The organism is Mesorhizobium sp. WSM4830, from assembly GCF_055811495.1.
The window spans coordinates 144,979-159,142 of the sequence record NZ_JBVVQI010000001.1; the positions used below are offsets into that span (position 1 = coordinate 144,979).

Sequence of the window (14,164 nt, forward strand, 5' to 3'; positions counted from 1 at the left end):
TCCTCCCTGGGTTGCGCCGCGAAGCGGGCGTCAGTTCTGTCTTGTGGGTGCCGGGCCATGGCTTGCCCGCGAGACAAGTGTCGGCCGGACCAGCCGTGTCAGTGGCGCGTCCGGCCTGTCGCCGATGACGGTCAGCAGCATCTCGCCGATCTCGCGCGCGCACTGGCGGATCGAGGCGTCGAAAGTGGTTAGCCCCGGCGGCGCATAGGCTGAGGCGGCTATGTTGTCGAAGCCGATCACCGAAAGGTCGCGAGGAACGGCAAGGCCGGCGCGGGCAGCCTCTTGCATCACCGTCAGCGCCAGCTCGTCGAACAGCGCGACAATGGCCGTCGGCCGCTCGGTGGCGTGCAGCAGCCGGTTGATTGCCTGGATGCGGGCACCGCGATCGAACCGCGGCGCCGTCGCCACATCGAGCCTGACCGACGGGTCGCCTCGGCGGGCGATCGCGGCAGCGAGCCCATCCTGCCTGAGATGGCGAAACGTCATCGGCTCGGAAATCGTCACCAGGCCGAAATGGCGGTGTCCGATATCGTAGAGCATGTCGAAGGCCTCGCCGAATGCGTGCGCGCCATCGGTATCGAGCCAATGATAGGCAAAGTCACCGTCGAGCAGCCGGCCATGCGCGACGAACGGAAAATTGCGTTGACGCAGATAGGCAAGCCGCTCGTCGACCTCTGCGATGCGGGTGACGACGACGCCATCGGCGCGTCCGGATTCGACGACATGGCGAAGTACGGAAAGTTCCGACTGGCCCTGCGCCGCTGCGGCCAGGATCAGGTCGGAGCCGTGCGAAACCAGCCCTTCGCCGAGCCCTGTGACGAATTCGCCGAGGAAGGAATCGACCAGATTGGGGCCGCGGATCGGCAGCACCATGCCGACAAAACCGCTGCGGCCGGAGACCAGCGTGCGGGCTGCCGTGTTCGGCACATAGCCGGCCTGGCGCGCGGCCTCGGTGACACGTTGGCGCGTTTTCAAGGCGATCTGCTCGTGGCCGGCAAGGGCGCGCGAAACGGTGGTAATCGACAGGCCGAGCTGCGCGGCAAGTTCCTTAAGGGTCGTAACGCGGGCCGGCATCGTTCCTCCCGAACGAAGTTTGAAACGTTTGTAATGCGTCCAAGCGAAATTGCAAACGTTTTAAATGCGAATGGTCGGTGTTGTTTCTTGCCGGTTGGTTCGCGTGGCTCCTGTTCGGCCCCGACCGGCTGGCTCCCGGACAGCGATTTAAACGCAGCGGTTGCTTGACTCGGGCGATGCCTTGTGAAAAATTTTGCAGCAACTGATAAAAATATCAAAGGGCGGAAATGGTTGGTTTTGGTAACGGCCTGCTGCGCGACGATGAGACAGGTATGGCAGCCCGTGCCGCCTGGCTTCACTATGCCGGCGGCCTGACCCAGTCGGAGGTCGCCAAGCGGCTCGGCCTGACCAGCCTCAAGGCGCATCGCCTCATCACGAAGGCCAATCAGGAAGGCCTGGTCAAAGTCTACATCGACGGCGAAGTCTCAGAATGCGTGGAACTCGAGGACGAGTTGTCCGGCCGTTACGGTCTCGACTATTGCGAGGTAGTTCCGGACTTCGATGCCGAAGACCTGCCGCTCAAGGCGCTCGGCATCGCCGGCGCGCAGTTTCTCAAGCGCGAGATCGAACGCGGCGAGGAGGCGCTGATCGGCGTCGGCCATGGCCGCACGCTTGCCGCCTGCGTGGAATATCTGCCGCGCATATCGGCCGGCAGGATCCGTTTCGTCTCGCTGCTTGGCGGCCTGACGCGCAAGTTCTCGGCCAATCCGCATGACGTCATCCACCGCGTCGCCGAACGGACCGGTGCGGAGGCCTATGTGATGCCCGTACCGATGTTCGCCAACACGGTCGAGGATCGAACCGTGTTGCTCGGGCAGAAAGGCGTCAGCGATGTCTTCGACCTCGCCAAGTCCGCCGACTTGCTCATCGCCGGCATCGGCACCGCCGAGCGTGAGGCCTCGCTTGTCGCCACCGGTATGATCGAGAAGGGCGAGATGGAGGAGATCCGCCGCAACGGCGGTGTCGGCGAACTGCTCGGCCATTTCTTCGACGATGCCGGAAAGGCCGTTGCGACGACGCTTTCCGACCGGGCGCTGGCACTGGCGCGCGAAGACATCAGCAACCGCAGGATTGTCGCCGTCGCCGGCGGCAAGGTGAAGGTTCGCGCCATCAAGTCAGTGCTGGAGGGCCGCTATCTCAAAGGCTTGATAACCGACGAGCGGACGGCGCGATCGCTCGTGGAACAGACGCCGGTCGGGTAGCCGGCAACCATTTCGTTGAAACTACCCTGTGGAGGAGAAGAGAAATGCATGAGAAAGAGAAAGACCTCATCGACGCATTCCTGCGTGGACAAGTCGACCGCCGTGGGCTGATCAAGGGCCTCGGTGCAATGGGCCTTGCCGCCAGCACCGCCGGTACACTGCTCAATTCCGGGCAGACCCGCGCCCTGGCGGCTGATTTCGACTGGCAGGCGCACAAGGGCAAGACCATCAAGCTGTTGCTCAACAAGCATCCTTACGCCGATGCGATGATTGCCAACCTCGACAATTTCAAGAAGCTGACCGGCATGGAAGTCGTCTATGACGTGTTCCCCGAAGACGTCTATTTCGACAAGGTTACCGCCGCGCTGTCGGCCAGCTCGCCCGAATACGATGCCTTCATGACCGGCGCCTACATGACCTGGACCTACGGCCCGGCCGGCTGGATCACCGACCTCAACGAATGGATCAAGGATCCGGCCAAGACCAACCCGAAATATGCCTGGGACGACTTCCTGCCAGGCGTCAAGAATTCCTGCGCCTGGAACGGCCAGCCGGGCGGCGCGCTCGGTTCGGAAGACGCCAAGCAATGGTGCATTCCGTGGGGCTTCGAGCAGAACAACATCACTTACAACAAGGGCATGTTCGACAAGGTCGGCGTCAGCGTTCCCGGCAATATGGATGAGATGGTCGCTACGGCGGCGAAACTTACCAAGGATGTCGGCGGTGGCGTCTACGGCATCGGCGTGCGCGGCTCGCGCTCCTGGGCAACGATCCACCCGGGCTTCCTGTCGGCCTACGCCAATTTCGACCAGAAGGACCTGAACGTCTCGGCTGACGGCAAGCTGTCGGCCGCGATGAGCACCGCCGAATCCAAGGCTTTCCACAAGCAGTGGGTTCAGATGATCCAGGAGAGCGGCCCGAAGGACTGGTCGACTTACACCTGGTACCAGGTCGGCACCGATCTCGGTGCAGGTGCCTCGGCGATGATTTACGACGCCGACATCCTTGGTTACTTCATGAATGGCGGCGACAACAAGATGGCCGGTAAGCTCGCCTTTTCGGCATTCAAGGCCAATCCTGCCGCCAAGGCGCCGACGCCTAACATCTGGATCTGGTCACTGTCGATGTCCAACTTCTCGAAGGACAAGGACGCCACCTGGTACTTCATGCAATGGGCATCCGGACCCGAGCACGCGTTGTTCGGTGCGACCAAGATGGACTTCGTCAATCCGGTTCGTCAGTCGGTCTGGAACGACCAGATGTTCCGTGACAAGCTGAACAAGAGCTATCCGGGTTATGTCGAAATGTTCGACGTCTCGGCGCCGGGCGCCAGCATCAAGTTCACTCCGCAACCGCTGTTCTTCGATCTCACCACCGAATGGGCGGCGACGCTGCAGAAGATGGTGGCCAAGGAAGTGCCGGTCGACGAAGGCCTCGACAAGCTGGCCGAGAGCATCAACAGCCAGCTCAAGGAAGCCGGGCTCGGCTAGGCCGCGGCCAAGGCTGACCCGTCCGCGGGCCAGCCTCTGAGATGTGATACGTTTGCGACGCGGTCCCGAAAGGTGCCGCCTGCTCGCCCGACCGGCCGCCTTGCTCCCTTGGGCGGCCGGGACGGCGAAGCAACAGGATGACGGAGCAGCCGATGACTGCGGCAACAATACAAAGAAACAGGCCGTCGGGCTTCAGGATCAGCAAGCGGGTGCTGCCCTATCTCCTCAGCTTGCCGGCCCTGCTGGTCTGCATCGGCATCCTGATCCCGTTCTTCACATCGGTGGTCTATTCGTTCCAGCGCTACCGGTTAAGCCAGCCCTGGGCGCGGCAGTTCAACTGGGGCGACAACTATATCTCCTTCTTCACGGACCCGAAGTTCTGGAACACGCTGGAGATATCGCTGCTCTACGCCGGCATCACCGTTGTGCTCGAACTGCTTCTCGGTCTCGGCATCGCCATGCTGCTGCAGAAGCGTTCGACGCTGAACAACTTCATCTCGATCATGCTGTTGATGCCGCTGATGACGGCACCGGCGCTCGCCGCGCTGATGTGGAAGCTGATGACCAACCCCGGTTTCGGCGTGCTCAGCTATCTTGCCAGCCTGATCGGCCTGCAGGATTTCCGCTGGGCCTCGTCGCCGTCGACGGCGCTGCTCACCGTCGTTCTCGTCGACATCTGGGTCTACACGCCCTTCATCATGATCCTGCTGCTTGCAGGCCTGCGCAGTCTGCCGACGCAGCCATTCGAGGCGGCAGCACTCGATGGCGTGCCACGCAGCTTCGTCTTCTTCCGCATCACACTGCCGATGCTGACGCCCTACATCCTGACGGCGACTTTGTTCCGCCTGCTCGATTCCATCCAGCAGTTCGACATCATCTACGCCATGACGCAGGGCGGTCCGGGCGATACGCTGACCGTGTTCCAGGTCGAGGCCTATCTCAACTTCTTCCAGTCGACCAATGTCGGCCGCTCGGCGGCGCTGATGATCATCCTGTGGGCGATCACCTATTTCCTCTCGAACATTTTCATCAAGAACTGGCTGCGGCTGCGCGAACGCGCCCGCGGCCAGGCATAGGAGGCTGGCGTGGAACACACCTCGCTTCTCGAACGCATCCTGCGCGGCATTGCCCTGGCGCTGGTCGTGATCTTCTTCATGTTCCCGATCGTCTGGATCCTGATGATGTCTTTCCAGACCAACGAGACGATCCTGCGGATTCCGCCACAGCTTGTCTTCGAGCCGACGCTCGCCAACTACACTGCCTTGATCACCGGCAAGCTGATGACGGCAGCCGGCACGCTCGACATCGCCTTCATGCGCAATCTCTGGAATTCCGTCTTCCTGTCGGTCACCTCGGTTGCCGTCGCGTTGCTGCTCGGCGTTCCGGCGGCCTACGCCTTTGCGCGGCACAAATTCCGCGGCTCGGAGGACATTGCCTTCACGCTGCTGTCGTTCCGGTTTGCGCCGGCGCTGCTGGTGCTCCTGCCGCTCACCCTCTATTTCCAGAAGCTCGGGCTGGCCAACACCTATATCGGGCTGATCTGGGTCTATCAGCTGATCTGCCTGCCGTTGATCCTGTGGATCGTGCGCGGTTATTTCGAGGATATCCCCGCCGATATCGAATACGCCTACCGCATCGCCGGCCATTCCTGGTTTGCCACCTTCCGCAAGATCGCGCTGCCGCTCGCCGGCCCAGGTATTGCCGCTGCCGGTCTGCTCGCCTTCATCTTTGCCTGGAACAATTTCGTTTTTGCATTGGTGCTCGCCTCGGCCGACAAGCAGCCGGTGACGGTCGGCGCGCTCGCCTTCATCACCTCCTCGGGCATCCAGTATGGCCAGATCTCGGCGGCGATCGTGCTGTCGATCACGCCGACGCTGGCGCTCGCGCTCTATGCGCAACGCTATCTCGTCGAAGGCCTGTCGCTTGGCGCGGTGAAAGGATAGTCCGATGGCAAGCCTCGAACTGCGAAACATCGTCAAGCGCTATAAAAGCCAGACCGTTCTCGACAATCTGTCGCTGACCGTCGCCGACGGCGAAACGCTGGTCCTGTTCGGGCCGTCCGGCGCCGGCAAGACGGTGCTGCTGCGGCTGGTGGCCGGCGTCATCGACCCCGACGAGGGAAAGATCCTCATCGGCGGCGAGGACATGACCGATCTCGACGCCGAGTTCCGCGGCGTCGGCATGGCCTTCCAGAACTTCGCGCTGTTCCCGCATATGACCGCGTTCGACAATATAGCGACTCCGCTGCAGGCGAAGCACTCATCGCAAGGCACGATAAAGACCGGCGTCGAGAGCGTCGCCAAGCTGTTGAAAATCGGCCATGTGCTCAGCCACAAGCCACGCGCGCTGTCCAACGGCCAGAAGCAACGCACCGCGCTCGCCCGCGCGCTGGTCGGCTCGCCGCCGCTGCTGCTGCTCGATGACCCCTTGCGCAACGTCGATGCCAAATTGCGCTTCGAGATGCGCCTCGAGCTGCCAAGGCTGCTCGCCGATCGTGGCGCGACCGTCATCTACGTCACCCAGGACTACAAGGAAGCGATGGCGCTCGGCGACCGCATCGCGGTTATGTCGCAGGGCGTCGTCAAACAGCTCGGCACGCCCGAGCAGATCTATCGCGAGCCGGCCAATGTCGAGATCGCCCGGCTGTTCGGCGACCCGACGATCAACCTTCTGGACGTCAAGCCGTCGCGGGACGCCAAGGGCATCTATGTCGGCCTGTCCAACGTCCAGGTCCATCTGGCCGGCGCTCATGAGGCGGCGGTCGGCCGCGACTGCGTGATCGGCTTGCGGCCAGAGGCACTGGCCTTTGTCGATGAAGGCACGCCCGGCGCCATCCCGGTGACGGTCGAGGCTGAGACGCCGCTCAACGAGAAGATCGTCACGCTGGTGCGAACCGTGCGCGGCCGTGAAATCCTGGTCTCGCGTCCGTCCGGGACGCCGGGCCAATCCGAAGGCCGGGCGCATATCGCCGTCGATAGCAAAAGCGCCGTGCTATTCGATCGGGCAAGCGGCGAGCGTATCGGCTCGAAAAACGTCGTTAATTTGCGCAGTGGAGAAGCGGCATGAGCCCGACCGCAATCACCATTTCGGGCGTCGACAAGTTCTACGGCCCGATCGACCGCGGCGTGCACGCCGTCAAGAACCTGACGATGGAAATCGCCAAGGGCGAGATCGTGGCGCTGCTCGGCTCGTCCGGCTGCGGCAAGACCTCGACATTGCGCATGATCGCAGGCTTCGAAGAGGTCTCGCGCGGAACCATCGCGGTTGCCGGCCGCAAAGTGCACACGTTGCCGCCGGTCAGGCGCAACGTCGCAATGGCCTTCGAGGGCTATTCGCTTTACCCGCCGCTGACCGTGCGTGAGAACATGGCCTTCGCCCTCAAGGCCGCCAGGCTGGCGAAGAGTGCGGTCGATGGAAAGGTTGCCAATATCGCCAAGCTGCTCGAGATCGAGGACATTCTCGAGCGCTATCCGAGCTCGATCTCCGGCGGCCAGCAGCAGCGCGCCAGCCTCGGCCGGGCGCTGATCCGCGAGGCCGACCTGCATCTGCTGGACGAGCCGATGGGCCAGCTCGAGCCACAGCTTCGCGCCGTGCTGCGCGGCCGCATCAAGCATTTCATCAAGGAGCGCGGCCTGACGGCGATCCTGGTCACGCACGACCAGACCGAGGCCAATGCGCTGGCCGATCGCATCGCTGTCATGGAGGGCGGGGTGCTGCAGCAGTTCGACACGCCTGACAGGCTCAAGGAGCGGCCGGCAAACCTGTTCACCGGTACCTTCGTAGGCGAGCCGCCGATGAATGTGTTCGAAGCCTATGTCGGCACGGCTGCCGGCAAGATCAGTCTCAAGCTGCCCGACGGGCTTTCGCTCGACTACGACAAGGATGCGTTCAGCGGCCCGGTTCGCGACGAATTGCTCAACCGGCAGCGCGTCGTCATCGGCGTCAGGCCCTATGCGGTCCGCCGCTCGAAGGATGGTGTGCCGGCGACGGTTTCGGCCAATCAATGGCTCGGCGACCAGACCCATATCGCCGCCGATTTCGCCGGCGGTTCGCTGGTCCTGGTCGAACATGACCGAACCCGCCTGGAGCTTGGCGCGCCAATCAAGATCAGCATCGATCCAAAAAACCTGCACGTCTTCGATCAGGCGAGCGGCAATGCCATTTCGCACGGCACGGAGCTTGCCTGATGCAGGATGTGCTGATCGGCATCGACGCCGGCACGTCTGTCATAAAATCCGTCGCTTTCGACACGGCGGGCCGGCAGATCGCGGCCGCCGCGCTGCCCAATAAATACGAGACACTGCCGGGCGGCGGCGCCGAGCAGGACCTGACACGCACCTGGGCCGATACCGCGACGACCTTGCGCGAGCTTGCCGACAAGGTGCCGGATCTCGCCGGCCGGACCATTGCCATCGCCGTGACCGGGCAGGGCGACGGTACCTGGCTGATCGACAAGGATGGTGAGCCGGTGGCCAAGGGCTGGCTGTGGCTCGACGCGCGCGCTGCCGCGGTCGTCGAGGAGATCCGCGCGCGGCCAGAGGACCGGCTGCGCTTCGAAAAGACCGGCAGCGGGCTCGCTGCCTGCCAGCAGGGATCGCAGTTCGTGTTCATGAAGCGCCACATGCCCGCGATGCTTGCCAATGCAGCGACGGCGTTCCACTGCAAGGATTGGCTCTATTTCAAGTTGACCGGCCACCGCGCCACCGACCCGTCCGAGGGCACCTTCACCTTCGGCGACTTCCGCACGCGCGGCTATTCAGATGATGTGCTCGAGGTACTCGGCGTCACCGATCTCCGGCATCTGTTGCCGCCCATCGTCGATGGCACAAGGCAAAGCACCTCGCTGTCGGCGGCAGCAGCCGATGCGACCGGCCTGCTCGCCGGCACACCGGTCGTTCTGGCCTATGTCGATGTCGCCTGCACGGCGCTCGGCGCCGGCCTGTTCGATCGCGAGCGCAAGCCGGGATGCTCGATCATCGGCTCCACCGGCATGCATATGCGGCTCGCCGAAACGCCGGACGAGGTTCTGCTCAACGAGGCTGCAACCGGCTACACGATGACGATGCCGGCACCGGGCGTCTTTGCGCAGATGCAGTCGAACATGGCGGCAACGCTCAATATCGACTGGGTCCTTGGCCTCGCCTCCGGCATTCTCGCCTCGCAAGGCATCACGCGGACCAATGGCGAGATGATCGCGCTGGTCGACCAGTGGATATCGTCGTCCGAGCCAGGCTCTCTGCTCTACCAGCCCTATGTCTCGGAGGCAGGCGAGCGCGGGCCATTCGTCGATGCCAATGCCAGGGCAGGCTTCGTCGGCATTTCGTCCAGGCACGGCTATGCCGACATGGTCCGCGCGGTGTTCGAGGGGCTGGCTTTCGCGGCACGCGATTGCTACGCCGCCATGGGGCCACTGCCCAAGGAAATCCGCCTGACCGGCGGAGCGGCCAGGAGCCCGGCGCTGCGCAAGATCTTGGGTGCTGCGGTCGGCGCCGACATTCGCACCAGCGAGCGCGAGGAGGCTGGTGCTGCGGGCGCTGCAATGATTGCTGCGGTCTGCGTCGGCCAGTACGCATCGATGGACGATTGCGTCAGTGAATGGGTCACGCCTTTGCTCCGTGCGGCCGAGCCCAGCGACCGGAAACTTGCCGTCGCCTATGAGGCGATGGCTCCGTCCTACACATTGGCGCATGAGGCGCTGCGGCCGGTCTGGCGTTCGATGGCTGCGTCCAGGCAAACCGACGTGAATTGAGAAGAGCATGCGCAAAAAGATTGCGATCATCGGCGACCGCTTCATGCTTCCGGAAGTGTTTCGCGAGAAAATCGAGGCGGCCTGCGGCGACAATATCGACATCCGCACCGTTGAGACCGCTTGGCCCGACGAGCCGATGCAATTCGGCAATGCCGCGCTTGGTCTGGACAAGGTCAAGGAGTATTTCGGCGATCCCGACGAGGTGGTGGACTTCATCGGCGACGCCGAAATCTTCGTCACCCAGCTTGCGCCGCTCTCCGAAAGCATGATGCAGCGCCTGCCCACGCTCAAGCTGGTTGCGGTGTCGCGCGGCGGGCCGATCAACATCGACATGGCGGCCGCCAAGGCCCATGGCATCACGGTGGTCAATGTGCCCGGTCGCAATGCCAGCGCCGTGGCCGAGTTCACCATCGGCGCCATTCTCGCCGAGACGCGGCTGATCCGCGTCGGCCACGAAGCCTTGCGCAATGGCGAGTGGCGCGGCGATCTCTACCGCGCCGACCGCACCGGCCGCGAACTCAACGAAATGACCGTCGGCGTCATCGGCTATGGCAATATCGGCACCAGGCTGGTTCGGCTGCTGCGCGCGTTCGGCTGCCGCATCCTGGTTTGCGATCCCTATGTGCAATTGAGCGCCGAGGACCGCAATGCCGGCGTCGAGCTGGTTGCGCTGGACGATCTCTTGTCGCGCTCCGATGTGGTCACGCTGCACTCCCGGGTCACCGAGGAGACGCGCGGCCTGATCGGCAAGGACGCCATAGCCCAGATGAAACCCGGCGTAATCTTCGTCAATACCGCGCGCGGACCGTTGGTCGACTACGATGCGCTCTACGAGGCGCTCGTCTCGGGACACATCGGCAGTGCTATGCTGGAGACGTTCGCCGTCGAGCCAGTGCCTGCCGACTGGCCGCTGTTGCAGCTGCCGAACGTGACGCTGACGCCGCATATCGCCGGCGCGTCGGTACGCACCGTGACCTACGCGGCCGAGCAGGCGGCGGAGGAAGTGCGCCGCTTCATCGCCGGCCTGCCTCCGGTCAATCCATGCTGACGACAGGGCATAGAGCGAGATGAGCGGTGAAACCGAAATCGTCGACCTCTTCGTCATCGGCGGCGGCGTCAATGGCGCCGGCATCGCGCGCGATGCGGCAGGCCGCGGGCTGTCGGTCATTCTTTGCGAGAAGGATGATCTCGCCGAGGGCACCAGTTCGCGATCGGGAAAGCTCGTCCATGGCGGTTTGCGCTATCTCGAATATTACGAGTTCCGCCTGGTGCGCGAGGCGCTGATCGAGCGCGAGGTGCTGCTGGAATCCGCGCCGCACATCATCTGGCCGATGCGCTTCGTGCTGCCGCACAGCCCCGACGACCGGCCGGCCTGGCTAGTCCGGCTCGGCCTGTTCCTCTACGACCACCTTGGCGGCCGCAAGCGGCTGCCGGCCACGCGTACGCTCGACCTGCGCACCGCACCCGAAGGCGCGCCGATCAAGGACGCCTTCAAGCGCGGCTTCGAATATTCCGACTGCTGGGTCGACGACGCCCGCCTGGTCGTCATCAACGCGCTCGACGCCGCCGAGCGTGGAGCCAGGATATTCACCCGCACCGCCAGCATAGCCGCCCGTCGCGAAAACGGCCTGTGGTCGGTGGAGATGCGCGACGGTCGAACCGGCGTTAGGACCACAGTCCGGGCACGGGCGCTGATCAATGCCGCCGGTCCTTGGGTCAATGACGTCATCAACCGCGTCGCTGGCCAGAACTCCAGGCGCAACGTGCGCCTGGTCAAGGGCAGCCACATCGTCGTGCCGAAATTCTGGGAAGGGCGGCAGGCCTATCTCGTTCAGAACAGCGACAAGCGGGTGATCTTCATCAATCCCTATCAGAACGACCTCGCGCTGATCGGCACCACCGACATTCCCTATGAAGGGCGGCCGGAGGACGTGACCGCCGATGCGAGCGAGATCGATTACCTGATCAAGGCAGTCAATCGCTACTTCAAGCGCCAGCTCGCACGAGGCGACGTCGTCTACTCATTTTCCGGCGTCAGGCCGCTCTATGACGACAATGCCGACAATCCGAGCGCGGTGACCCGCGACTACATATTCGAACTCGACGCACCGGCTGAACAGGCGCCGCTGCTTTCGGTCTTCGGCGGCAAGATCACCACCTTCCGCAAATTGGCCGAGCACGCGCTCGACCGTATCGCCCCGTTCATTCCGAAGATGGGCAAGCCGTGGACCTCGAAAGGGCACCTGCCGGGCGGCGATATCGCCAATGCCGATTTCGAGCAGTTTCTGGGCGACCTCGGCCATGAATTCCCCTGGATGCCGGCATCGCTGGCCAAGCATTACGGCAGGCTCTACGGCACAAGGACGCGCGATCTGGTCGGCGCGGCCACCTCGCTCGCCGAACTGGGCCGGCACTTCGGCAAGGATTTTTTCGAGCGCGAAGCCAATTACCTGTTCGAGCATGAATGGGCCGAGACCGCCGCCGATATTCTCGACAGGCGCACCAAGCACGGCCTGCATCTGTCCGCCGCGGAAAGAACCGCCTTCGAGGACTGGTGCTCGAGCCGGCTGGCAAAGGCCGGCTGATGGCCTTCACGCTTTCGCTCAACACCAATCCGCTGGTCAACCGCTTTGCCGAGCCGGACGACCTGATCGACGCGATCGCCTACCAGATCGGTATCAGGGACGTGCAGCTCACGCATGAATTCGTCAATCCCGGCTGGCCGGCGGCGACGATCGCGAAATTCGTCCGCCTATTCCGCTCCGCGCTCAACCGCACCGGTGTGCGCGTGACCTCCGCGATGACCGGCCCTTACGGCCGGCTCAATCATTTCGGCCATCCGGATGCCGACGTGCGGCGCTACTACGTCGACTGGTTCAAGACCTTTGCCGAAATTTCGGCTGAGTTCGGCGCTGCCGGCATGGGCACGCAATTCGCGATCTTCACCCATCGGGATTACGACGATCCTGAACGTCGCGCGCGGCTTTTCGACATCGCGCTGCAATGCTGGCGCGAGGTCGCCGAGCATGCCAAAGCAGCCGGCTTGACCTACCTGTTCTGGGAGCCGATGTCGGTCGGCCGCGAGTTCGGCCATACGATCGAGAGCTGCCGGGCACTGCAGCGCGAGATCGATGCCGCCGGCATGGCGATGCCGCTCAAGATGATGGTCGACATCGACCATGGCGACGTGACCTCGAGCAATCCGGCCGACATCGATCCTTATGCCTGGGCCGAAGCCTTTCCCCGGCAGTCGCCGATCATCCACGTCAAGCAGTCGTCGATGAACAAGGGTGGCCATTGGCCGTTCATTGCCGCCCACAACAAGGACGGCCGCATCACGCCGGAAAAGCTGCTGGCGACGGTTCGCCGTGGCGGCGGCGTCGACAACGAGATCTGCCTCGAATTGTCGTTCCGCGAGCGCGAGCCGGTCGACCACCAGGTCGTCGCCATGATCCGCGAGTCGGTCGACTACTGGGCGCCATTTATCGAGACCGGCAGGGCCGCAATTCTGCCGCGGCCTGGTGGATGAACAGGAGCCGACGCGGCTCCTGCTCATCCAGAACGTCAGCCGAATTTCGGGTCGAGGCTGCCGGACTTGTAGCGCTTGGCCATTTCCGACAGCGGCAGCGGCTTGATCTTCGGTGCGTTGCCGGCGGTGCCGAATTGCTCGAAGCGTTCCTTGCACAGCTTCCGCATGGCGGCCATTGCCGGCGTCAGATATTTGCGCGGATCGAATTCGCTCGGGTTCTCGGTCAGCACCTTGCGGATCGCGCCGGTCAGCGCCATGCGGTTGTCGGTATCGATATTGATCTTGCGCACGCCATGCTTGATGCCGCGCTGGATCTCCTCGACCGGCACGCCCCATGTCGGCTTCATCTGGCCGCCATATTTGTTGATGATCTCCTGCAGCTCTTCCGGCACCGAGGACGAGCCGTGCATGACGAGATGCATGCTCGGCAAGCGGCGGTGGATTTCCTCGATGACGTTCATGGCCAGCACGGCGCCATCCGGCTTGCGGCTGAACTTGTAGGCGCCGTGGCTGGTGCCCATGGCGACGGCCAGCGCATCGACACGGGTGTCGCGCACGAATTGTTCGGCCTGCACCGGGTCGGTCAGCAGCTGGTCGTGGCTGATGACGCCCTCGACGCCATGGCCGTCTTCCTGTTCGCCGCCGCCCATCTCCAGCGATCCGAGAACGCCGATCTCGCCTTCCACCGAGACGCCGCCCCAATGCGCCATGTCGACGACGCGGCGGGTGATGCCGGAATTATAGGCGTAGTCGGCCGGCGTCTTGCCGTCTTCCTTCAGCGATCCGTCCATCATCACAGAGGTGAAGCCGTGCTGGATCGCGGTGACGCAGGTCGCTTCGTTGTTGCCATGGTCGAGATGCATGCAGACCGGGATATCGGGATGGATTTCGACCAGCGCGTCGATCAGCTTGGCCAGCACCACGTCGTTGGCGTAGGCTCGCGCGCCGCGGCTCGCCTGCAGGATAACCGGCGATTTGGTCTCCTCGGCTGCCTCCATGATGGCGAGGCCCTGTTCCATATTGTTCATGTTGAAGGCAGGCACGCCATAGCTGTATTCGGCGGCATGATCGAGCAATTGTCTCAGTGTGATGCGAGCCACTCGGTAGTCTCCCGTATCCG

12 protein-coding genes are annotated in these 14,164 nt (G+C 63.4%); 10 read left to right on the forward strand and 2 right to left on the reverse strand.

Features of this window, described 5'->3' with window-relative positions; all coding sequences use genetic code 11:
* Window positions 1-30 precede the first annotated feature (30 nt).
* Complete coding sequence (locus AC0L2Y_RS00840; RefSeq protein WP_352489458.1) at window positions 31-1,074, reverse strand: LacI family DNA-binding transcriptional regulator; 1,044 nt, start codon at window positions 1,072-1,074, stop codon at window positions 31-33.
* Between the two features lie 227 nt (window positions 1,075-1,301).
* On the opposite strand from AC0L2Y_RS00840, the gene AC0L2Y_RS00845 reads away from it, so the two are divergent.
* The 10 genes from AC0L2Y_RS00845 (at window position 1,302) to AC0L2Y_RS00890 (ending at window position 13,044) form a co-directional block, all read left to right on the forward strand.
* Entirely contained in the window at window positions 1,302-2,276 is a 975-nt protein-coding gene (locus AC0L2Y_RS00845; protein WP_023676028.1) for a sugar-binding transcriptional regulator, read from the forward strand.
* A 44-nt stretch (window positions 2,277-2,320) separates the two neighbouring features.
* A complete protein-coding gene (locus AC0L2Y_RS00850) occupies window positions 2,321-3,766 on the forward strand; it encodes an ABC transporter substrate-binding protein (protein ID WP_473553081.1) in 1,446 nt (481 codons plus the stop codon).
* Between the two features lie 152 nt (window positions 3,767-3,918).
* The gene (locus AC0L2Y_RS00855) at window positions 3,919-4,842 is read left to right on the forward strand and encodes a carbohydrate ABC transporter permease (protein WP_292653833.1); all 924 of its coding nucleotides are present in this window, start codon (window positions 3,919-3,921) and stop codon (window positions 4,840-4,842) included.
* A 9-nt stretch (window positions 4,843-4,851) separates the two neighbouring features.
* On the forward strand, window positions 4,852-5,709 hold the full coding sequence (locus AC0L2Y_RS00860) for a carbohydrate ABC transporter permease (RefSeq protein WP_023676025.1): 858 nt from the start codon (window positions 4,852-4,854) through the stop codon (window positions 5,707-5,709).
* A gap of 4 nt (window positions 5,710-5,713) precedes the next feature.
* Window positions 5,714-6,832 carry an ABC transporter ATP-binding protein gene (locus tag AC0L2Y_RS00865; protein WP_473553084.1) on the forward strand — a complete coding sequence of 373 codons (1,119 nt, stop codon included), beginning with the start codon at window positions 5,714-5,716 and terminating at the stop codon, window positions 6,830-6,832.
* On the forward strand, window positions 6,829-7,953 hold the full coding sequence (locus AC0L2Y_RS00870; RefSeq protein WP_473553086.1) for an ABC transporter ATP-binding protein: 1,125 nt from the start codon (window positions 6,829-6,831) through the stop codon (window positions 7,951-7,953). The genes AC0L2Y_RS00865 and AC0L2Y_RS00870 overlap by 4 nt, the downstream gene beginning before the upstream one ends.
* Entirely contained in the window at window positions 7,953-9,515 is a 1,563-nt protein-coding gene (locus tag AC0L2Y_RS00875; protein WP_352489462.1) for an FGGY-family carbohydrate kinase, read from the forward strand. Before AC0L2Y_RS00870 ends, AC0L2Y_RS00875 begins: the two co-directional genes overlap by 1 nt.
* A 7-nt stretch (window positions 9,516-9,522) precedes the next feature.
* On the forward strand, window positions 9,523-10,563 hold the full coding sequence (locus tag AC0L2Y_RS00880; RefSeq protein WP_473553089.1) for a 2-hydroxyacid dehydrogenase: 1,041 nt from the start codon (window positions 9,523-9,525) through the stop codon (window positions 10,561-10,563).
* 19 nt (window positions 10,564-10,582) lie between these two features.
* Window positions 10,583-12,100, forward strand: coding sequence for a glycerol-3-phosphate dehydrogenase (locus tag AC0L2Y_RS00885; protein ID WP_473553090.1), 1,518 nt, complete (start codon window positions 10,583-10,585; stop codon window positions 12,098-12,100).
* Complete coding sequence (locus AC0L2Y_RS00890) at window positions 12,100-13,044, forward strand: sugar phosphate isomerase/epimerase family protein (protein WP_473553668.1); 945 nt, start codon at window positions 12,100-12,102, stop codon at window positions 13,042-13,044. The genes AC0L2Y_RS00885 and AC0L2Y_RS00890 overlap by 1 nt, the downstream gene beginning before the upstream one ends.
* A 35-nt stretch (window positions 13,045-13,079) precedes the next feature.
* On the opposite strand, the gene fba is transcribed toward AC0L2Y_RS00890, so the two are convergent.
* Window positions 13,080-14,144, reverse strand: coding sequence for a class II fructose-bisphosphate aldolase (gene fba, locus AC0L2Y_RS00895; RefSeq protein ID WP_352489465.1), 1,065 nt, complete (start codon window positions 14,142-14,144; stop codon window positions 13,080-13,082).
* Window positions 14,145-14,164 lie beyond the last annotated feature (20 nt).